This window comes from Lysinibacillus parviboronicapiens (assembly GCF_003049605.2).
GTDB classification, from domain to species: Bacteria; Bacillota; Bacilli; order Bacillales_A; family Planococcaceae; genus Lysinibacillus; species Lysinibacillus parviboronicapiens.
In genome coordinates this window covers 3,780,001-3,800,497 of record NZ_CP073713.1, presented here as the reverse complement: position 1 = coordinate 3,800,497, position 20,497 = coordinate 3,780,001, and the positions used below count along the sequence as shown (strand labels likewise).

The window sequence follows — 20,497 nt, the reverse complement described above, 5'->3', positions numbered from 1 at the left end:
CGTACTTTCAAAGGTAATGCATATGCACCATTGGGATTTAGCTTGCGAGAACGGAAGAATTTTCGCTATATTATAAATAGGAAGTTATCAACTGAAAAAGAGGAAAAAATTTTTTTATGAGGAATCCTTATATCTATGGTTATTTACCATTAATTACAATTTTATTATTTAGTTTAACATTTGGCATGTATGCAGTTGGGGAATCGCTGCGGATATTTCAGTCCATTGGGGTATATTCTGGCATGCGTGAATTTTTATCAGATTTTGAGCTGCGTATTTTATTACTAATTGTCTTTGCAATGATTTTTTTCATGATGTTTTCTGCATTAAAACTAATCGGAGAGACAATTCATGAGCTCGGCATGTTATTTTTCTCAAAAGATAGTGAAGGCACGACGGTGAGCCAAGCACGAGGAGGTTACGTCATCCTATTTATTGGCGCCATGTGTTCCGCATTTGCTATTCAATCGATTTATGCTTTAGTAGGTATATTTATCCTCACTGTCTTTGTTTATTTTATATACCTAATCTATAAAATGAGTCATTTTATATCAATGGGTGGAACGATGGGCTTACTAGTATTTGAGCTTCTTATGTGGACATTACTAATATCGCTAGTAGTTTATGTGATTTTGAAATTGTATAACGGTATCTTGGCCAGCTTACCGTTTGCTAAGTAAAAAAGTATCCATTAAAAATATATAGTTTTGATAGATGCTTTTTGCTGCTCAGTTTCTATAAGACAAAAAAGTATGCTAGGAGACCTCCTAGCATACTTTTTTCGATTGTATCAACATTTAATCTAGCAGTACATTAAAAAGTTGATGATGAATTTTATAAGCTTCTAGCTTCTCCATGGACTGTGGTTTGTCGTAGCCAAGCCAGACAGCTGCTGTGTATTTACTATTTAAGCCCGCAAGCCAGTAGTCACGATAGTCATTCGTGGTTCCTGTTTTAGCGCCGATATAGTCACTATTGCTATACACCCCTTGCCCTGTGCCATTTGCAACAACATCCGCTAACAATGCACGCATATACTTTACCGTTTTTGGAGACCAAATTTGATCGCGCTCTGTGTTCCAACTATATAGCTCTGTTCCATCATTTGCGGTTACTTTACGTATGCTATGAGCAAGAACATAAGAGCCATCAATAAAGCTCGTATAGGCATCTGCTAGTTCTAAGGCAGTAACACCATAAGTTAGCCCTCCTAGTGAAGCTGCATAGTTATAATCCTCAGCAACGATCGAACGGAAGTGGAAACGATTTAGGTAACTAAACGATTTCTCGACACCTACTGTATTATATAGACGAAGAGCGGAGGTATTGTAGCTGTGCCGGAATGCAGTACGAATTGGAACATCTCCATATAAGTAGCCACCGTAATTTTTTGGACAAAATGAACCAACACAATAACGTCCACCATTGACGATGGAATCGGGTGTGTGGGTTGTTGTTTCAAAAAAAGGCGCGTATACGGCTAATGGCTTAAAGGCAGATCCTGGTTGGCGTACACCTTGATAGGCACGATGATAATCATATTTTTCGTAGTTTTTACCAGCATAAATACTGACGACTTCTCGTGAAGCATTATCAATGACTGTACCAGCTGCCTGCAATTGTCCTGTACCTAAAATTGCTGTCATGCGTTCCTCATCAAGAGCTTGTTTGTGAGGATCCAATGCGGTGTGAATCGTTAAACCACTTTGAAATAATGTCTTGAGACGATTATCTAACTGGACTTGTATTTGTTTCTTTTCTTCTTCATTTTGCGTGTTAGTAAGACGATCAGCATAGCCTTCCTTCTCTGCAACAAGCCAACGTAGTTCCTGTAAGACATATGTGCTATACATTGGATAGTTTTGAATTTTATGTTTAACATTCAAAGTAATTGTTTCCGCTTTATAGGCAGTGGCATCAGATAAGGTAATAGCACCGCTTGCTGCAAGGTTATCTAGAAGTCGTTCCTGTCTCTCTTTTGTATGTTGAAAGTTTTTCAAAGGGTTATAAAGTGATGGATTGTTTGGGATTGCTGAAATAAAAGCAATCTCGGCAACTGATAATTCTTGGAGTGGTTTTTGAAAATAATATGTTGCAGCTGCCCCTATACCATAAACCTGATTACTAAAATAGGATTCATTTAAGTACATCGTTAAAATGGTTTCTTTGTCAAATTCCTTTTCAAGCTCATAGGCATAAAAAAGCTCAGTCAATTTTCGCTCATACGTTTTTTCTTCCGATAAATAGCGCATGCGTACAAGTTGCTGTGTAATTGTACTACCACCCTGAGAAGTTGACTTTGAATTAGAATTGACTACTATGGCTCGTGTGATGGCACTAAGGTCAAAGCCAATATGCTCATAAAAATCTACGTCCTCACTGACGATAAAAATTTCCTGGGCAATTTGTGGAATCTCTTGTATTGTTAGTGGCTGTCGCCATTCGACATATTCTTCACTAAATGTTTGTCCATTCCGGTCAATAAGAATAACAGGAAGTTGTGCTTGTACTGCTGGTAAATGGATAGCATTTTCGATTTGTTCTTCATGTGCTTTAGCAGTACCCAATTCTGTCCGTATATTTGTGCTAATCCACCAAAGGAAGGGTAGACATAAAATAATAATAATAACACCAAAAGCCTTTTTCATGGATGCCTCCCGTCCGAAAATAAGTCCTTCAACAGAATAACATAATTTGGATGGTTTCCAAATACGCGTTCGGACCTATTTCTACGCCAATAAACTATTACAATTCAATGTAGTGAACGCGTCCGCCCATTGTGAATAGAATTAATAACATTTTTCCTAAGTGACGTTAAAAGTGCAAAAATCGTCAATACTTAGGTGAAGAAAACCTTTAGGAAGTATGTTAGACTAATATGAGGTCAGAAATGATTTAATGTATGATCATTTCCGTTGAAACTGAAATTTTACTTTAAAGGAGAGACTCCCATGTTTCCACAATTAACAAAAGAAGTACAACCAGGCGAAGTACTAGTAGAAATGACGACAACTTTAGGTGCCATCAAGATTAAATTATTCCCAAAACAAGCACCTAAAACTGTTGAAAACTTCTTAGGCCATGCAAAATCAGGTTATTATAACGGCATTATTTTCCACCGTGTTATCCAAGACTTCATGATTCAAGGTGGCGACCCAACTGGAACAGGCATGGGCGGTGAATCAATTTGGGGTAACTCTTTCGAAGATGAATTCTCTGATGAATTATTTAACCTACGTGGCGCACTTTCAATGGCGAATGCTGGTCCAAACACAAACGGTTCTCAATTTTTTGTCGTGCAAATGAAGCACCTTCCAAGTGATATGCTACGCCAACTACAAGGCGCTGGCTTCCCTGAAGAGATTATCGAGGCATATGCTCAAAATGGTGGTACACCTTGGTTAGACCATAAACACACTGTGTTCGGTCATGTTGTTGAAGGTATGGACATTATTGATAACATCGCGGAAGTAGAAAAAGACGGTCGTGATAAGCCATTAGAAGATGTGAAAATTGAGTCAATTACAGTTTTTGAATAATAATTGTAAGGACGTGTAGAAAACATGGAACAATTAATGTATCAATTCTTATATTTCCCTGAAGATAAATCAGGTTATATTCCTGCAGCATTTGAATTTATATTGATGCTCATTTTATGTACAGTGGTGTTTATAATTTTCCGTAAAATTTCTAAAAAGCAAGAAATCAAATCAAAAGAAATCGAAGCACGTATTTTAGCTGATAAAAAAGATACTGGCAATCACCAAAATATTTAATAAAAAAAAGCACTCTCAATGTAGAGTGCCTTTTTTAGAATAAATAGGAAAAAACGTTAATTCCCGTTCCAAGCACTTCCTTTTGCAGGTACGGATCCAATTAATTTCTGCGCTGGATCGCCGCGAATTTTTGCACGTACTGTTCCTGATGGCAACTTTCACTTCAATAGCTGTGAAAAGCACAGAGTCTACGAAGCGACAACAGGCCTTCGTGACTAGCACATGTGGCTGGCACTGCGCTTTCGCACAAAACCATTTATTGCTTTGATGTGGCTCATACCTTAGCGAAGCGGAATTTTACTATACAGGATATTGTTTGAGGGACTTTTAAGCAGCCCTTGTTTTACGGCAGATTTCGCTTGTATCGACGAAAATGATTTCTGAAAGTTGTGAAAATCGAATAACAAACGAGTATAAGTGATAAACCTATACCGCTGAGTGCAATGATAAGGGCAAACCACTCAAAAGCCGTATAGCCAAAAATACTTTTCCAATCGACAGTGCTATCCCATTCTTCGATAACTAAGTTCATGCCGTAAATACCAGAAACGACAGTAAACACCGTTAAGATGAACAGTAATCTATTATTGCGATTATCAGAGCGATCCTCCAATGTACGATATAAGCTTTCAAGAGTCGCCTTCGTCTCAATATAATGCTCATTAATACGGAAAAATTTCCGCAGCGCTTGAGAGATTTCTTTTCCCTCTGTACGAACAACAACCTCATCAAAATAATAACGTGCCGAAAACTTAGTTATTAACTCAATGAGCTCATCCACCACAAGCTTGTCCTTACGCCAACTTATTTCACTATACTCAAAAGATACTTTTAGGAGCATCATTTTATAAAAATAATGTATAAACAAATTATAATAATGTGTGCCCATAAATTCCTCAATGCTATGTTTTGATTCCTTAAAGGAAAGGTTAGAAATTGCTATTTGTGCCTGAGCTGAGGTGACAATATAGCTGTTTGGTGCCCAACGCGTATGCGTATGTTCTTTGACATAATCAGCAATGTAATGTGGATTTGTACTAGAAATAAAAGGGTTTCCATCAGGTTTTTTCCCATCAACTTGTCCTAGGCGAAACAAATGCTCATCTAAAATTTTTTCTCCTTCCTTACATAGTAAAAATGCGGAAGAAAACATGCGTTCATCCTCAAAAAATGGTAACCCGTCATATGTATCTGCCTGCTGATACGGTAGATAGGGAAATAAATAGGGAACAAAATGTTTGAATAATAGATCACCAGTTGATGAAAAATGGCCAAAGGGAAAATGATGACTTGCGCCTTTTTCTTCCCAGAGCTTAGCCTCTAACACACGAAAATAATGTATAAAGTTTAATACATCACTAAAGTCATGTGTAGAATCCGTCATCTTTGTCCTCATTGTAATAATGCCATTACCGAATGGGCAAAGTGTAATATCGATGCTAACTATTTCATATGCAAAGGTATCTTCTCGATACAGTAATGAACCTTCTGCATGAAAAGCTTTTGAAAAACGGATAAAATCATGACGGTCTGAGTTATCAGGGAATAGTTTGTCTTCGATAAATGGATAGAAAAATTGAGCTAATTCTTCATGCGAAATCGAGATGGATTCTCCATAGAATGCATCTTCTAATGATTTGTTTTGCAAGGTGAAGAATGAAAAATTTTCTTTTGTTAGCTCATTACAAAGCTTGTCTCTACATTGCATATGGTAAGCAAAGGGGAATAAGAAAGTCATATAAGCACGTTCAATCGTTAATGGAGCTAGCGATGCCATTTAATACACCTCACTTTTGTATAGAAACTCTTACCTTTTTAACTCGTTTCTAAACATAAGAAGGATATCAGTGGTCAAACATGAAATAACATCGGGGATGTCGACAATCTTTTCTCGGCGACCCGCCGCAAAAAGGGAGCGCTTGAAAAGGAATCAATATAAAGTAAAAAGACCGTCGACAAACTCAAAATTTCTTAGAGTTTGTCGACAGTCTTAATGGATATCTCAAGTACTTGAACTATCTTTAAAAGTGTCCTTAGTAATCCTTATGAATAATGCGTACACTTGTGAGATTATAATAATGCGCGTTTAAAGCGGCTTACGCCATCTTTTACAGTTTCAAAAGAACAAGCAACATTCATACGAAGGAAACCACGACCTTCTTCGCCGTACTTTGTACCAGGTTCTAATGCAAGCTGACCAATTTCCAACAAACGTTGCATCATCACTTTCTCATCAATTGCCATGTCGCGGTAATCAATCCATAGTAAATATGTGCCCTGAGGTTTCGCAATACGAATGCCAGGTAATTGTGCTAACTCGGTAATCACATATTCCATATTTTTAGAAATATAAGTAAGTAATTCATCTAACCATGCGGCACCTGCTGAGTATGCAGCTTGCATTGCGATAGGGGCGAAGCTATTTAGTGAGCCGTGACCACTAGCCATGTTGAGTGCTTCTAATTGCGCCCGTTTTTGCTTATCTGTGACAATCATATAAGCAATTTGAATGCCAGCTAGATTAAAAGTTTTTGTTGGTGCCATACATGTTATAATCCGATCGACTTCATCTCCTGCAACCTTTGCAAGAGGTATGTGTACTGACCCATCTAACATTAAATCCGAGTGAATTTCATCAGAAATAATAAGAACATCATATTTTGTACATAGACGAACAATTTCTTTTAATGTAGCTTCATCCCATACATAGCCACCTGGATTATGAGGATTACATAATATGTAGGCTTTCACATCTTGGGCAAGTGCTTGTTCAAAGGCTACAAAATCATAGACAAATGTGCCGTTTTTCACCACTAAAGGGCAAGTAACAACTTCTCGGCCATTACTTTTAGGGATGTTAAAGAATGGCGGATAGACGGGTGTTGAAATAAGCACCTTATCTTCAGGGTGAGTAAGTGCTACTATAACATTTGCCAATGCAGAAACGACACCGTTATTGAATAAAATAGATTGTTTGTCAATGTGCCAACCATGGCGAGTTTCCTGCCAGTCTACTATTGATTGTAGTGCTTGCTCACTGACAAAGCTATAGCCAAAAATAGCGTTACTAGCTTGCTCTTGCAATGCCTGTGACACAGCTACAGGAGGCGCAAAATCCATATCAGCTACCCACATCGGTAATATTTCAGAAGCATCTTTTAACCCATACACTTTTTCCATTGCGTCCCATTTTACAGAGTTGGAATGGCGACGATTAATAGTATTATCAAAAATAGACAAGCAAATCACTCTTTTCTTTTTTATTTCCTATGGTATCATACGAGTATGATAAAAGGATAATAGGTGAGTATTTTGGAAAATATTAAAATGAATCAAGCAGCCGTGCATCTGCTAGAGGAATGGGATCCATTCCACTTAGGTCCAGACCATTATGATACGGAAACAGCTGATGTCGTAGCAGCACTGCAGGGGATTGATGACCCTTCAGTACTAGCAAAGGTTATTCAAGAAACATATGAACACTCGTTTGAACAATGGATTCCATTTGAAGATTGTGTAGCCATTTCGTACAAACTCATTGCCATTAAATTTGAAGCTAAGTGTATTATTTAATATAAAAAGTCACCGCTATTTTAGGCGGAGACAATAATACTAATTTTAGATAATAATCCTCGCGCCTAGAACGGTGCGAGGATTATTTATTTATTAAAATAATGGAAGTATACCTTGAATGAAAATAAGCAATATCGCAATAGGTGATACATAGCGAATCAAAATATACCAAATGTTAAACATTAAACTCGATGAAGCAAGCTCCCGACGAGAAATATCTTTTGTATAGTAGTAGCCTGCAAAGATGGAGATAAGTAGAGCGCCAATTGGCATACCAACACTATTTGTCATAAAGTCAACAAAATCGAAGATAGAACGATCTAAAATTTGCACATCGGATAAGATACCAAATGACAAGGCACTTGGGATTCCGAAGATAAAAATAATGATCCCACCAATCCAAGCAATTTTTTTGCGTTTTTCAGGCTTGTCGCCAATCGCTATTGCAACAACAATTTCAAGCATTGAAATAGAAGAAGTGACTGTGGCAAATAGTAAAAGGATAAAGAAAATAGTTAAAAACAAGCCGCCAAGCGGTAATTGCTGAAAGACAGCTGGCAAGATGATAAATACCAGACCAGGCCCTTGATCGGGTGTATAGCCAAGTGCGAACACTGCAGGGAAAATCACAAGGCCTGCAAGTAGCGAAATGATGATATTCATTGAGGCGACATTTATCGCTGAATTACCAATTTTCTCAGTTTTTGAAAGGTAAGAAGCATAGGTGATCATGACCGCAATACCGACACTTAACGAGAAGAATGCTTGTCCGAGTGCCTTTAAAAATGTTTCGGCATTCAAGTAAGACCAGTCAGGGACGAACATGAATTTAACGCCTTCCATTGCACCGTCAAGTGTTAATGAGCGCACAACTAATACGATGAAGAAGATGAATAATAGTGGCATCATCCACGTACTAGCTTTTTCAATACCGCCTTTAATGCCCCCAGAAACAATCGCTATGGTTAATAGCAAGAATAAGCCTTGCACAAGCACCGCTTCAAAGGGGCTAGAGATAATACTGCCAAACAAATCAGCGTAGTTAGTATCATTGCCACCATTATTTAGTTGAAACGTTATTGAACGTCCTAAATAACTTAAAATCCAACCGCCAACAACGCTATAGAAAGATAAGATTAAACCAGCAATTATCATGCCGCCCCAACCTATCAAATACCATGGTTTTCCTGGCGCTTGCTCTTTGAATGATGTCACGGCATCCTTTTGTCCACGACGTCCAATCATAAATTCAGCAATTAACACCGGTAAACCGATAAAGAACGTACATAGGATGAATAGCAGAATAAACACACTTCCGCCATTTGTCCCCGCCATATAGGGGAATTTCCAGATTGCTCCAAGCCCGATGGCACTGCCAGCCGCTGCTAAGATAAATCCAATTTTAGATGTAAATTGATCTCTCGATGACACGAAAATAAAGCCTCCTTATACTAAAGTTTTATTTTACCGCAAAAATTTCATAACACAAGGCAAATATCAGAAAATTGACTATAAATTGAACTACTTTCTATGCTAAAAGGTTCAAGTAGCACAACAGGCTACACCAAAAAAGCGATACGACAATTCTAACGGGCTACCAGCCCCAGCATTTCTACCAACTTTCCCCTTATGGAAGCCAGATTCATATAAATATGTAACAATTAGGAGAAATACTTCGTTCCATACATACAAAGTAAATAAGGGGGGAGAACAGTGACTGAATTTGAATTAATTGAACAGGCACAGCAAGGCGATAAAGAAGCCTATATCGAACTTATTCGTATCCACCAGCGAACAGTTGAAAAATTTGCCTTTCAATGTGGTGTACATAACTGTGATTTGGCAGATGTTTCACAGGAGGTGTTTGTAAAGTTATATCGCTTTTTGCATCAATTTAAGCACGATCGTTTTACCACATGGCTCTATAAAATTACCCTAAATGCGACACGGGATTATTATCGAAAGGAGCAACGGGAGCAAGCAAAAGAGGAGTTGCTGAGCGCACTGCAACATATTCCTAGTGCTTCAGCGGAAAAGCATGTCCTAAATTTTGAGGAAGACAGACTATTACATAACGCCATTCAAACACTCGATGAAAAATATCGTTATCCGCTTGTATTATTCTACTTTCACGAACTAAAGTACGAGGAAATTGCTGAGGTGCTAGGCATTTCATTGTCAACAGTGAAAGTTCGTATTTTACGGGCAAAGGAAAAACTTAAAGAAGTTTTGTTAGAGGAAGGGAGTGTTGAAAATGGATGAGCAACAATTTGACAAACGTATGGCGCTCTTAAAAAAATCATACGACCGCATAGAACCCCAATTAGATCCAGTAGATGTAGTCGTGCAAATTGAAGCAGAGGAAGTCGCCTCAACTATGGAAATAGTCTCCTTATCACAAAAGCGCCCTAATAAATGGAAAAAGCCAACTGTTTGGGTAGCGAGTATTGCAAGTGTGCTCATAGTTGGAGTATTAGCAACATCATATATAATCGGTCCACCTACCACTGTGCAAACAACAGAAATTGAACAGTCTATAAACTATGATGAATGGCTAGTAGACTTTACAAAAAAGTACGAAGAAAAACGTGAGGAAATGCGGATTGAGCTTGATATGCCTGAGGAAGAGTTTAATAAGTTATCCACTGTGCAAATGGCAAGTAGTAGCTTAAATCATTTGAAGAGTAGAAAAGCAGAATTTTTAGAGAGTCAGATTATAAATGATGACTTCACTCAAAGTATGGAGTGGGGTGTAATGAATTATTTAATGACACCAAGTGAGATTTTTAAAATATGGGAAGATAGTAGTATAAGTAAACATTTACCCTTTAGTGATTCATTTGATTATTTTAAACTTTACGCAAATACAGCAAATGAGATTGCCAGTTATTATACGTCACGATTAACAGACTATAGCAAAATTTTAACGACCGATTCTAATCACTTCCCAAAAGAATTAAAACATTTGATATCAACCGCAAATAAGCAATATATTGAACTGCAAAGTGATGGTCAATTTCGACCGAATCCTTTATTTGGTGAGCATGCTTCTTCCTATAAGGACAATATTCATCCGGATATAGTTGGTTATTTTAAGCATTTAGCAACTGGCTCCTTGCTTGTAGGTGGTGACTTACGATTAACTGCAAGTGAAACAGCAGCTATTTTAGTAATGTACGAGCAAACACTGCTCGCAGATTCATTTACAGATTCTCCAGAGTATATGGTCTTGAAGGGAGAATATGAAAACACATGGCTAGCATTATTGAAAGGTACAGAATCTTTTTCTACGCATACGCTAGATGGTCAAATAACTGAAGAGTATAAAGCGTTTATCATGCGCGTTGCCGAGGGGGAATTTGGTATGGTGATGCAAGAAACAGCACAAACAATAGTGAATGAGCTGAAAATAGGGAAGTCATTAACGCTCTTTCAGCTTACGGCATACGATGTGTGGATGGGCGTACTAAAAAAACGTTATAATCCTGAAACCAATACACAATATGGCGCAACCGAAGTAGCATTAGATGAGTACTCGATACAGTTAGCACAGCAGATTTATAACACATATAAGCAAACAGGGGATATGACGGTGTTAAACTCATTGCAACCATTAAATGTAGTGAGCTTATATATTTATGCGTTATCACAACAGGATTATAAAGTAGCACAGCAACTGGTAATGGATGAAGTTGTGGGAACAGAAATACCGAAATTTAGTGACATGCTTATTTTTAGCGATCTGAGTGAGACAAAAGGAGCAACAATTACAATTAAAGCTACCGTGAAAGAGGAGGAACAGACGATATTTGGACAAAGTATCCTTTTTAGAATTGATACAATGACAAATGATTTAGGGGAATCTCAATTCCGAATTGCAGCAATTAATTGATAAGACGAATTTTTGCTCCACTTATTTACCTATGTTATAATTTAACGTGATATATACGTAGCAAACATATAGAAAGTGGGCAAAGGTTATGGTAAAAAAATATGAATTAGGAGACGTGTTAACCGGAAAAGTTACAGGCATTCAACCGTACGGTGCATTTGTAGCGCTTGATGAAGAAACACAAGGGCTTGTGCATATTTCCGAAATTACGTACGGCTTTGTCAAAGACGTGAGTGAATTTTTATCGGTTGGGCAAGAAGTTGAAGTAAAGGTGCTTGAAATCGATGAAGCGGCCGAAAAAATTAGTTTATCGATCCGAGCTTTACAAGAACGCCCAGCAACGTTACGAAAAAAAGATGCACCACCACGTAAATCATTACAGGACCGCGTAGATGAGTCTGATGCTAATGGTTTTAACTCCCTAAAAGACAAGTTACAGGACTGGATCGAACAGTCAGGACATTAAAGAAATGAGGATGCTTCTATGTGAAGACATCCTCATTTTTTTTTTTTTTGAACATATCCAATTATGATTTAACAATGGGCAATAATAGTTAAACGAAGCTATTGTTTCTTGATTTTTCGTAAACGATATTGTAGGTTTTGTCGACTCATACCAAGCGCACCTGCTGCTTTTGTAATATTGCCCTCATATAAATTCAATACATTTTGCACATAATAGGATTCGGCTTCCCGTAAATAGGCATCAAGCGGCATGACATCATTTTGTTGCTGAAACATAAAATACTCTGGCTCTCGATCAGATGCGTCTTGTTGCTGTACTTTAAAACGGAAATGAAGCGGCAATAAATCATGGGTAACTGTTGTCTCAGTTGTCATAAACGACACAATTTCATCCAGTAATAATTCAAGTTCCTTCAAGTTCCCAGGCCAATCATATTGTAAGAACAATGTTTGCACATCAGGTGCAAGTTCAAGCACGTTCGATGCGAAACGTTCGCGGTGTCTGCTAATATAATCATCAACAAACGGCAGAATATCTTCTTTTCGGTCTGTTAAATTGGGGATTGTAATAGCCATGGTCGCGAAAAAATAGTACAGCGATTTTGAAAGTTTCTTCTCTGCAATTAATGTAATCGGGTCACTGCCAACGCTACCAATCAACATGTATTTTGACTGAGGAAGGGACTGTAGTACCTCTAATAATTGTTCTTGTAAGTCGAGGCTTAAAAAATCAATGCGCTCAAAGAAAAATGTATATGCCTTGTCATGTTGTAAAAGCTCTTTCACTTTATCAAGAACTGACTGCGCAGAACGGCGACTAAATAGGGTTATAAATGCTTCAGGATCAGGCGACGCAGCATGGTGAATACCTTCTGCTACTAAATCCTTTCCAGTACCAGACTCCCCTATTAGTAATACGGGTAATTTAACGGCCGCTGCTTTTTTGGCATTTGCGATAACCTGCTTCATTGTGTCAGAAACAGCAGTAATCATATCAAATGTTAAAGGTTCATCGTAGCGACGCAGTGGCTGATATACTAATTTTTCGAGTGATGTAATATCACGTGCAAATTCGATGGCGCCAATGAGTTTGTTCTTCTGAAAAAGTGGAAAAGTATCATTAATCGTTGTGATTTCATGTCCATTTTTATTCCAGTAAGTTTGCTTTACGTTTATTTCTTTCATACCCGTTTGTAAAACACGCATTAAAGTACTTTCATGTTGACGAAAAGAAAACAGTTCAATAATTGAGCGATCTGCTAATTCATCAAAATGAAATCCCTCAATTTCTTTCATTTTTGTATTATAGATAATTGTTTTTCCAGTCACATCAATCGCATGAATACCAACGGATACATTAGTTGCAATAAAATCATAAAAAGGGAGTAAAGGTTCTGAATTTTTCATAAAATTTGCACCTCAAAAATTTTTTACTTGAAATATGCAACGAAATTTTGCATTATAATAAGTGTAAGAATATTCTATACGCAAAGAAAATTTGCGTCAATGTTTTTTGCACACTAAACTTTAACATCTCACAAAGGGAGGATTTTAGTATGATTCCATACAAACATGAACCATTTACAGATTTTTCTCAAGAGGCAAACTACAATGCTTATCTAGAAGCATTAAATAAAGTAGAAGGTTATTTAGGGCAAGACTATCCACTAATTATTGGTGGAGAACGTATTACAACTGAAGATAAAATTGTTTCTTATAACCCTGCAAAGAAAACAGAAGTGATTGGTCGCGTATCTAAGGCCAACCAAGAATTAGCTGAAAAAGCAATGCAAGTAGCAGATGAAACATTTAAAACATGGAAAAAGGTAGATCCAGCAGTTCGTGCGGATGTTTTATTCAAAGCGGCAGCAATTATTCGTCGACGTAAACATGAATTCTCAGCACTATTAACAAAAGAAGCAGGTAAACCATGGAATGAAGCAGATGCTGATACAGCAGAAGCAATCGATTTCTTAGAATACTATGGTCGCCAAATGTTACGTATTAAAGATGGCCAACATGTTGAAAGCCGTCCAGGCGAATACAATCGCTATGACTATATTCCTTTAGGTATTGGTATTGTGATCTCACCTTGGAACTTCCCATTTGCAATTATGGCAGGTACAACAGTAGCGGCTCTAGTTACAGGGAATACAGTATTATTAAAACCAGCTTCAACAACTCCTGTTGTGGCATATAAATTTATCGAAGTATTAGAGCAAGCTGGTCTTCCAGCAGGTGCAGTAAACTATGTACCAGGTTCTGGTGCAGAAGTGGGTGATTACTTAGTAGATCATCCGAAAACACGCTTTATCAGTTTCACAGGATCTCGTGATGTAGGTTTACGCATTAACAAACGTGCTGCGACACATAACGATGGACAAATTTGGATTAAACGTGTAATCGCTGAAATGGGCGGTAAAGACACAATCGTAGTAGATAAAGAAGCAGATTTAGAACTTGCTGCTCAATCAATTGTAAAATCAGCATTCGGCTTCTCTGGTCAAAAATGTTCAGCATGTTCTCGTGCAGTAATCGTAGAAGATGTTTACGACACTGTAGTTGATCGTGTTCAAGAGCTAACTAATGCATTAACAGTTGGTGATCCAACAGACTTCAGCAACTTTATGGCAACAGTTATTGACCAAGCAGCTTTCAATAAAATTACAGAGTATATCGAAATCGGTAAAAATGAAGGTCGCCTTGTTTCAGGTGGTACAGCAGATGATTCGGTTGGATACTTCGTTCAACCAACAGTGTTTGCAGACGTAGATCCTTCAGCACGCATCATGCGAGAAGAGATTTTTGGACCAGTCGTAGCCATTGCTAAAGCAAAAGATTTTGACGAAGCAATTGCAATTGCAAACGACACTGAATACGGTTTAACTGGTGCGGTTATTACAACTAACCGTATGAACTTAGAAAAAGCTCGTGAAGATTTCCATGTAGGTAACTTATACTTCAACCGTGGTTGTACAGGTGCTATCGTTGGCTACCAACCATTTGGTGGCTTCAACATGTCAGGTACTGACTCTAAAGCTGGTGGCCCTGACTACTTACAACTGCATATGCAAGCTAAAACAACTTCAGAAATGCTTTAATTTTTAACGCTATAAAAGAAAGTTTTCTAAAGGACTTCTATTGATGAGAAAGGCGGGCTTGTTAAAAGTCTTAGCCTGTCTCTCTTTTATAGAACTATTATCGTGAAGTATAAGGAGAGAATACTATATGACAAAATCGCAACTAGTTATTGAACAAACACAAAATTATGGTGCTGCAAACTATCATCCACTGCCAATCGTTATTGCAGAGGCTGAAGGTGCATGGGTAACAGATCCAGAAGGCAACAAATATTTAGATATGCTATCAGCTTACTCAGCTGTAAATCAGGGTCACAGACATCCGAAAATTATTGCTGCGTTAAAAGAACAGGCTGATAAAGTAACATTAACTTCTCGTGCTTTCTATAGTGAAAACCTAGGTGAGTGGTATGAGCTTGTTGGTAAATTAACAAATAAACAAATGGTATTACCGATGAATACGGGTGCAGAAGCAGTTGAAACTGCGTTTAAAGCGGCTCGTCGTTGGGCATACGATGTAAAAGGTGTAGAAGATGGCAAAGCAGAAATCATTGCATGTAACGGAAACTTCCATGGTCGTACAATGCTTGCAGTATCATTATCATCTGATGAAGAATATCGTCGTGGTTTCGGACCAATGCTACCGAATGTGAAACTAGTAGATTATGGTAATTTAGAAGCGCTTAAAGCAGCGATTACACCAAATACAGCAGCATTCTTAATTGAACCAATTCAAGGAGAAGCTGGTATTGTCATTCCTTCAGAAGGTTTCTTAAAAGCTGCACGTGAGCTATGCCTTGAAAACAATGTGTTATTTATCGCTGATGAAATTCAAGCTGGTTTAGCACGTACAGGTAAAATGTTTGCTTGTGATTGGGAAGACGTTGAACCGGATATGTACATTTTAGGGAAAGCTTTAGGTGGCGGTGTATTCCCAATTTCTTGTGTGGCGGCAAACCGTGATATTTTAGGCGTATTCAACCCAGGTTCACATGGCTCTACTTTCGGTGGGAATCCTTTAGCGTGTGCAGTGTCAATTGCATCAATTAAAGTATTACTAGACGAAAAACTAGCAGAGCGTTCACACAACCTTGGCGAATATTTCAAAGGTAAGCTTCAAAATATTAATAACCCTGTTATTAAGGAAGTTCGTGGTCGTGGATTATTTATCGGAATGGAATTAACAGAAGCAGCTCGTCCATACTGTGAAAAGCTAAAAGAATTAGGTCTATTATGTAAAGAAACACATGATACAGTTATTCGTTTTGCGCCACCACTTGTTATTTCACAAGAAGATTTAGATTGGTCAATTGCTCAAATTGAAAAAGTATTTAAAGTTTAACAAAATGTTCACATTTTATTTCGGAAGTGTGTTACAATGATGCCGATATACTATCATTAATAAAAACAAAGAGGCGATTTAATATGTCTGAAAACTTAAATCTGTTCACATCAACTCAAGACGTCATTCAAGATGCTCTAAATAAACTTGGCTATGACGAAGCTATGTATGAATTATTAAAGGAACCACTTCGCATGCTTCAAGTACGTATTCCAGTGAAAATGGATGATGGTACAACAAAAGTATTTACTGGTTACCGTGCACAGCACAATGATGCTGTAGGCCCAACTAAAGGTGGCGTACGCTTCCACCCAGCAGTATCAGAGGAAGAAGTTAAAGCGCTTTCAATGTGGATGACATTGAAATGTGGGATTGTTGATTTACCGTATGGCGGTGGTAAAGGCGGTGTCATTTGTGACCCACGTCAAATGTCTATGGGTGAAATCGAACGCCTGAGCCGTGGTTATGTACGTGCTGTAAGTCAAATCGTAGGCCCAACTAAAGATATTCCGGCTCCAGATGTATTTACAAATGCACAAATTATGGCTTGGATGATGGATGAATACAGCCGTATGGACGAATTCAACTCACCAGGTTTCATCACAGGTAAACCACTTGTTCTTGGTGGTTCTCAAGGTCGTGACCGTGCAACTGCACAAGGTGTAACAATTGTTATTGAAGAAGCAGCGAAAAAACGTGATATTAACATTAAAGGTGCACGTGTTGTTATTCAGGGCTTCGGTAATGCAGGTAGTTTCCTTGCAAAATTCATGCATGATTTAGGTGCAAAAGTAATTGGTATTTCTGATGCTTATGGTGCTCTTCATGATCCTGAAGGTTTAGATATCGATTACCTATTAGATCGTCGTGATAGTTTCGGTACAGTAACAACTTTATTTGAGAACACAATTTCGAACAAAGAATTATTAGAGCTTGATTGTGATATTTTAGTGCCAGCTGCAATTGAAAACCAAATTACTGCTGACAATGCACATAACATTAAAGCAAACATCGTAGTAGAGGCAGCAAATGGTCCAACAACAGCTGAGGCAACGAGAATACTAACTGAACGTGGTATTTTACTTGTTCCAGACGTATTAGCATCTGCTGGTGGTGTGACCGTTTCTTACTTCGAATGGGTTCAAAATAACCAAGGTTATTACTGGACTGAAGAAGAAGTAGAAGAACGCCTTTACAAAAAAATGGTTGAAGCCTTCGATAATGTTTATACAACAGCGACAACGCGAAACATTAACATGCGCTTAGCTGCTTATATGGTAGGTGTTCGCCGTACTGCAGAAGCATCACGCTTCCGTGGATGGGTATAATTAATAGATAATTACAAAACGAGTCATTCCTAATTAAAGGGATGACTCGTTTTTTTATTGTTATTTACTGAAAGCACGTTCAAACGCGTGGATAGAACCTCGGAAGTGATTGTGTAACGTACTATAAGCGTATACAGGAAAAATTAGCTGAAATCGGTGTAACTGTGGCGACATTTATAACGATTAATGTCCAGCGTATAGTTGGTTTTAAATCTTTGCTTTCCTTCTTATATATATGAGAAAATCCAACTAGAAAGGGGCGATTTCCATGAATTCATTTACATTCTGTAATCCAGTTAGATTACACTTTGGTGAAGAGGCGTTAGAAAAATTACCAAAAGAGTTAGCACAGTATGGTAGTAAGGTATTGGTAGTATATGGTGGAGGCAGCATAAAGAAAAATGGCGTATATGATACTGTGATTGAAAAATTACAAGAAGCGGGTAAAACAATTTTTGAATTGAGCGGTGTTGAGCCGAACCCTCGAGTTGAGACAGCACGTCTCGGTATTGAGATATGCAAAAAAGAACATATCGATCTTGTGCTTGCTGTTGGTGGAGGTTCCGTTATTGATTGTTCAAAATTAATAGTGGCTGGTGCAAAATATGATGGTGATGCGTGGGATATTGTAAAGAGAAAGGTAATGGTAAAAGAGGCTTTACCATTAGGAACAGTATTAACGCTAGCTGCAACAGGTTCAGAAATGAATTCAGGCTCTGTTATTACGAACGCTGCTACCGAAGAAAAGTTAAGTTGGGGTAGTCCAGCAGCATTCCCGAATTTTTCAATTTTAAATCCAGCCTACACTGTATCAGTACCGAAAAATCATACAGTTTACGGAATGGTTGATATGATGTCACATGTATTCGAACAATATTTCCATAATGCTACGAATACGCCAATCACAGATGAAATGTGTGAGGGTGTTTTACGTACAGTAATTGCTACAGCTCCAAAACTACTGGAGGATTTAGAAAATGTTGCATTACGAGAGACAATTCTATTAGCTGGAACAGTTGGTTTAAACGGCTTTTTATCGATGGGTTCTCGTGGCGATTGGGCATCGCATGATATTGAGCATGCTGTATCAGCGATTTATGATATTCCACATGCGGGCGGTTTAGCAATTTTACAGCCACACTGGATGCGTTTAAGTGTGCCTATAAATCCTGAGCGCTTTGCTGGTATTGCAATACGTGTCTTTGGTGTTGATAAGACAGGTAAAACAACTGAAGAAGTTGCTTATGAAGGTATTGATCGTCTATCAGCATTTTGGACATCGTTAGGTGCACCTAGTCGCTTAGCAGATTATGATATTGATGATTCGAAATTTAATCAAATCGTTGAACATGCTATGCATAATGGACCTTTTGGTAACTTTAAAAAGTTACAGGAAGATGATGTACGTACAATTCTACAAAACTCCCTTTAATATTCAAACTGTGAGGCTGTGCAACTAGTCTCACAGTTTTTTTGTGGCAAAGGTTAAGAAAAGAAAACAGGTGCTTTAAAACATTATTTGGTCGCCCTTCAAATGATGAATGAAGAAGATTCAATTGCTGAAGTACATGACCAATCAGAAGGATTCCTATGCTGGTAATTTTATTCTTGGGTGTCATCCAGATGGCAGAGAGATTACCAACATTGAAGACTATGCCTTCGCAAATCGTGTGGCAACATAAAAATTCTCTAAAATAGTGATTCAACAACAATGCGTGAAAAAAATAAATCGCATTAAAATGTTATTAACTTTTGTGGTTACAAATCATGTTTTTGTAAATAGTGAGGAAGTTTCTGATTGCTTAAGTGCAATAAAAATTAAACGTGAACGGAGTCATTTAATACCCGTATAAAAATAGCCAAGTGCCTGAAATAAGGCAATTGACTATCGTTTTAATGTTTAGTAGTCGTGCTTGTTGGTTTATCTCCGACGTGTACCCAATTGATTAGACCATCATCTTCATCAAATAAAATGGCTACTTTTGATACGCCTTTTTGACTTAAAATAACTGCTGTTAAATGGTCGCGTACATCATCTAGGTAGGCAAGTGATAATTTAGCATCGGCTTCTGCAACTAGCTCGACATGCAAAAACTCACCTTCTTTAACAACCTCTAGACGTACAATGTCTTTAATATTTGGATCCTCCATCACGAGATGAGCGATATGATTAAGCATTTCCTCATCGGTTTCACCGATAACGCCACGAGCATTATCAAGAAATATCTTGCCCACTACATAGAACATCATACAGCCGATAATCATTGATACGAGGCCTTCAATTCTTGCCCACCCTGTAAAATGTGCAATTAAAATAGCCGCAAAAGCTAATACATTACCTGCTGTAGCTACTAAATCTTCCATAAACACTAATTTTGTTGCTGGTTTAGCACGATTCAAATAGGCGAATGCTTTCACAATAGAAGCCATACCAGCTTTTTCTTGTCCAGCCTCATGCAGTACTTCGACACCTGCTTTAGCAAGTACTGTGGCCTCCAACACAATCCCGATAAATAAAACTCCAAGTGCAATGAGCATTCCCTTTGACTCATCAGAAGGATGCATAAAATGGTGCCAGCCTTCTTTTACAGTTTCATAAGAAAGAATTGCTACAATAATAACGGCGAATAGACAAACCAGATTAACAATTCGACCAAATCCTCCTGGGAATTGCTTTGTTGGTGCTTTTTTCGAAAGAGCTGAACCGATATAAACGAATAATTGATTTGCTGCATCGCCAAGTGAGTGCATCATTTCTGCAAACATGGCAACATTCCCGGTGAGGGAAAAAGCAATACCTTTAATGATTCCTAAAAAGGCATTGACACATGCAGCCATGAGTGAAGGTTTATTACCTTCCTTTAATAGTTTCAATAAATCTGCCATAGAAGTTTCCTCCAACTAGTTTAAAATTTCCATTTCGATTTTTTCTACATAAGATAGCGCTCGCAATGAACGGTAAAACGACAGTAAGTTATCTGAGATAATTAATGACAATCGTAAATCTAATTCGTGTAAAACCGTCTCATTTCTTAGGGGAA

The 20,497-nt window shown here is 37.9% G+C and carries 19 protein-coding genes (1 of these 19 cut by a window edge); 12 read left to right on the top strand and 7 right to left on the bottom strand.

Translation table 11 applies throughout. The features are described 5' to 3' along the window. Window positions 1-116: 116 nt before the first annotated feature. Window positions 117-680: a DUF5366 family protein gene (locus tag C9J31_RS18455; RefSeq protein ID WP_107951225.1), complete on the top strand. Its 564-nt coding sequence runs from the start codon at window positions 117-119 to the stop codon at window positions 678-680. Window positions 681-797: 117 nt separating this feature from the next. On the opposite strand, the gene C9J31_RS18450 is transcribed toward C9J31_RS18455, so the two are convergent. Then, complete coding sequence (locus C9J31_RS18450) at window positions 798-2,648, bottom strand: transglycosylase domain-containing protein (protein WP_107951224.1); 1,851 nt, start codon at window positions 2,646-2,648, stop codon at window positions 798-800. A 303-nt stretch (window positions 2,649-2,951) separates the two neighbouring features. Here C9J31_RS18450 and C9J31_RS18445 point away from each other — a divergent pair, with 303 nt between their 5' ends. Continuing rightward, window positions 2,952-3,539 (top strand): peptidylprolyl isomerase, encoded by a 588-nt coding sequence (locus tag C9J31_RS18445; protein ID WP_107951223.1) that lies wholly within the window; start codon window positions 2,952-2,954, stop codon window positions 3,537-3,539. A gap of 24 nt (window positions 3,540-3,563) precedes the next feature. After that, window positions 3,564-3,776, top strand: coding sequence for a hypothetical protein (locus tag C9J31_RS18440; protein WP_107951222.1), 213 nt, complete (start codon window positions 3,564-3,566; stop codon window positions 3,774-3,776). A 343-nt stretch (window positions 3,777-4,119) separates the two neighbouring features. Here the strand turns inward: C9J31_RS18440 and C9J31_RS18435 are convergent, their stop codons facing one another. Then, window positions 4,120-5,553, bottom strand: a complete 1,434-nt coding sequence (locus tag C9J31_RS18435; protein ID WP_107951221.1) for a magnesium transporter CorA family protein — start codon at window positions 5,551-5,553, stop codon at window positions 4,120-4,122. A gap of 293 nt (window positions 5,554-5,846) precedes the next feature. Beyond that, entirely contained in the window at window positions 5,847-7,016 is a 1,170-nt protein-coding gene (locus tag C9J31_RS18430; protein WP_107951220.1) for a MalY/PatB family protein, read from the bottom strand. A 72-nt stretch (window positions 7,017-7,088) separates the two neighbouring features. Here C9J31_RS18430 and C9J31_RS18425 point away from each other — a divergent pair, with 72 nt between their 5' ends. Continuing rightward, the gene (locus C9J31_RS18425) at window positions 7,089-7,349 is read left to right on the top strand and encodes a DUF1871 family protein (RefSeq protein WP_010857522.1); all 261 of its coding nucleotides are present in this window, start codon (window positions 7,089-7,091) and stop codon (window positions 7,347-7,349) included. Between the two features lie 93 nt (window positions 7,350-7,442). On the opposite strand, the gene C9J31_RS18420 is transcribed toward C9J31_RS18425, so the two are convergent. Beyond that, window positions 7,443-8,780, bottom strand: coding sequence for a sodium-dependent transporter (locus C9J31_RS18420; protein WP_107924112.1), 1,338 nt, complete (start codon window positions 8,778-8,780; stop codon window positions 7,443-7,445). Between the two features lie 282 nt (window positions 8,781-9,062). Between C9J31_RS18420 and C9J31_RS18415 the strand changes: the two genes are divergently transcribed. The 3 genes from C9J31_RS18415 (at window position 9,063) to yugI (ending at window position 11,707) form a co-directional block, all read left to right on the top strand. Continuing rightward, the gene (locus tag C9J31_RS18415; RefSeq protein ID WP_054767623.1) at window positions 9,063-9,611 is read left to right on the top strand and encodes an RNA polymerase sigma factor; all 549 of its coding nucleotides are present in this window, start codon (window positions 9,063-9,065) and stop codon (window positions 9,609-9,611) included. Then, entirely contained in the window at window positions 9,604-11,241 is a 1,638-nt protein-coding gene (locus C9J31_RS18410; protein ID WP_107951219.1) for a hypothetical protein, read from the top strand. The genes C9J31_RS18415 and C9J31_RS18410 overlap by 8 nt, the downstream gene beginning before the upstream one ends. Before the next feature lie 88 nt (window positions 11,242-11,329). After that, window positions 11,330-11,707 (top strand): S1 domain-containing post-transcriptional regulator GSP13, encoded by a 378-nt coding sequence (gene yugI, locus C9J31_RS18405; protein WP_107924110.1) that lies wholly within the window; start codon window positions 11,330-11,332, stop codon window positions 11,705-11,707. A 98-nt stretch (window positions 11,708-11,805) separates the two neighbouring features. Here the strand turns inward: yugI and C9J31_RS18400 are convergent, their stop codons facing one another. After that, window positions 11,806-13,113 (bottom strand): AAA-type ATPase lid domain-containing protein, encoded by a 1,308-nt coding sequence (locus C9J31_RS18400; protein WP_107924109.1) that lies wholly within the window; start codon window positions 13,111-13,113, stop codon window positions 11,806-11,808. Window positions 13,114-13,262: 149 nt separating this feature from the next. Here C9J31_RS18400 and pruA point away from each other — a divergent pair, with 149 nt between their 5' ends. The 5 genes from pruA (at window position 13,263) to C9J31_RS18375 (ending at window position 19,138) form a co-directional block, all read left to right on the top strand. Continuing rightward, window positions 13,263-14,807, top strand: a complete 1,545-nt coding sequence (pruA, locus tag C9J31_RS18395; protein WP_054767627.1) for an L-glutamate gamma-semialdehyde dehydrogenase — start codon at window positions 13,263-13,265, stop codon at window positions 14,805-14,807. Window positions 14,808-14,934: 127 nt separating this feature from the next. Further along, window positions 14,935-16,128 carry an ornithine--oxo-acid transaminase gene (locus C9J31_RS18390; RefSeq protein ID WP_107951218.1) on the top strand — a complete coding sequence of 398 codons (1,194 nt, stop codon included), beginning with the start codon at window positions 14,935-14,937 and terminating at the stop codon, window positions 16,126-16,128. 83 nt (window positions 16,129-16,211) lie between these two features. Then, the gene (locus C9J31_RS18385; RefSeq protein ID WP_107924107.1) at window positions 16,212-17,456 is read left to right on the top strand and encodes a Glu/Leu/Phe/Val family dehydrogenase; all 1,245 of its coding nucleotides are present in this window, start codon (window positions 16,212-16,214) and stop codon (window positions 17,454-17,456) included. A gap of 268 nt (window positions 17,457-17,724) precedes the next feature. Next, window positions 17,725-18,888 (top strand): iron-containing alcohol dehydrogenase, encoded by a 1,164-nt coding sequence (locus C9J31_RS18380; protein ID WP_107951217.1) that lies wholly within the window; start codon window positions 17,725-17,727, stop codon window positions 18,886-18,888. Window positions 18,889-18,997: 109 nt separating this feature from the next. Continuing rightward, window positions 18,998-19,138, top strand: a complete 141-nt coding sequence (locus tag C9J31_RS18375; protein WP_193767165.1) for a hypothetical protein — start codon at window positions 18,998-19,000, stop codon at window positions 19,136-19,138. A 211-nt stretch (window positions 19,139-19,349) separates the two neighbouring features. Here the strand turns inward: C9J31_RS18375 and C9J31_RS18370 are convergent, their stop codons facing one another. Together C9J31_RS18370 and C9J31_RS18365 are read right to left on the bottom strand one after the other, a co-directional pair. Then, entirely contained in the window at window positions 19,350-20,342 is a 993-nt protein-coding gene (locus tag C9J31_RS18370; protein WP_107951216.1) for a cation diffusion facilitator family transporter, read from the bottom strand. 15 nt (window positions 20,343-20,357) lie between these two features. After that, a protein-coding gene (locus tag C9J31_RS18365) for an MgtC/SapB family protein (protein ID WP_107924104.1) crosses the window boundary here: on the bottom strand, window positions 20,358-20,497 show its 3' end. 583 nt of this gene lie beyond the right edge of the window; the window shows 140 of its 723 coding nt (coding positions 584-723); the start codon falls outside the window, past its right edge — the gene reads right to left on this strand; it ends in the stop codon at window positions 20,358-20,360.

Bases quoted from the DNA above. Each gene is read 5' to 3' on its own strand.
- C9J31_RS18455 (WP_107951225.1), top strand. From the start codon at position 117: ATGAGGAATCCTTATATCTATGGTTATTTACCATTAATTACAATTTTA.
- C9J31_RS18450 (WP_107951224.1), bottom strand. From the start codon at position 2,648: ATGAAAAAGGCTTTTGGTGTTATTATTATTATTTTATGTCTACCCTTC.
- C9J31_RS18445 (WP_107951223.1), top strand. From the start codon at position 2,952: ATGTTTCCACAATTAACAAAAGAAGTACAACCAGGCGAAGTACTAGTA.
- C9J31_RS18440 (WP_107951222.1), top strand. From the start codon at position 3,564: ATGGAACAATTAATGTATCAATTCTTATATTTCCCTGAAGATAAATCA.
- C9J31_RS18435 (WP_107951221.1), bottom strand. From the start codon at position 5,553: ATGGCATCGCTAGCTCCATTAACGATTGAACGTGCTTATATGACTTTC.
- C9J31_RS18410 (WP_107951219.1), top strand. From the start codon at position 9,604: ATGGATGAGCAACAATTTGACAAACGTATGGCGCTCTTAAAAAAATCA.
- yugI (WP_107924110.1), top strand. From the start codon at position 11,330: ATGGTAAAAAAATATGAATTAGGAGACGTGTTAACCGGAAAAGTTACA.
- C9J31_RS18400 (WP_107924109.1), bottom strand. From the start codon at position 13,113: ATGAAAAATTCAGAACCTTTACTCCCTTTTTATGATTTTATTGCAACT.
- pruA (WP_054767627.1), top strand. From the start codon at position 13,263: ATGATTCCATACAAACATGAACCATTTACAGATTTTTCTCAAGAGGCA.
- C9J31_RS18390 (WP_107951218.1), top strand. From the start codon at position 14,935: ATGACAAAATCGCAACTAGTTATTGAACAAACACAAAATTATGGTGCT.
- C9J31_RS18385 (WP_107924107.1), top strand. From the start codon at position 16,212: ATGTCTGAAAACTTAAATCTGTTCACATCAACTCAAGACGTCATTCAA.
- C9J31_RS18380 (WP_107951217.1), top strand. From the start codon at position 17,725: ATGAATTCATTTACATTCTGTAATCCAGTTAGATTACACTTTGGTGAA.
- C9J31_RS18375 (WP_193767165.1), top strand. From the start codon at position 18,998: ATGAAGAAGATTCAATTGCTGAAGTACATGACCAATCAGAAGGATTCC.
- C9J31_RS18370 (WP_107951216.1), bottom strand. From the start codon at position 20,342: ATGGCAGATTTATTGAAACTATTAAAGGAAGGTAATAAACCTTCACTC.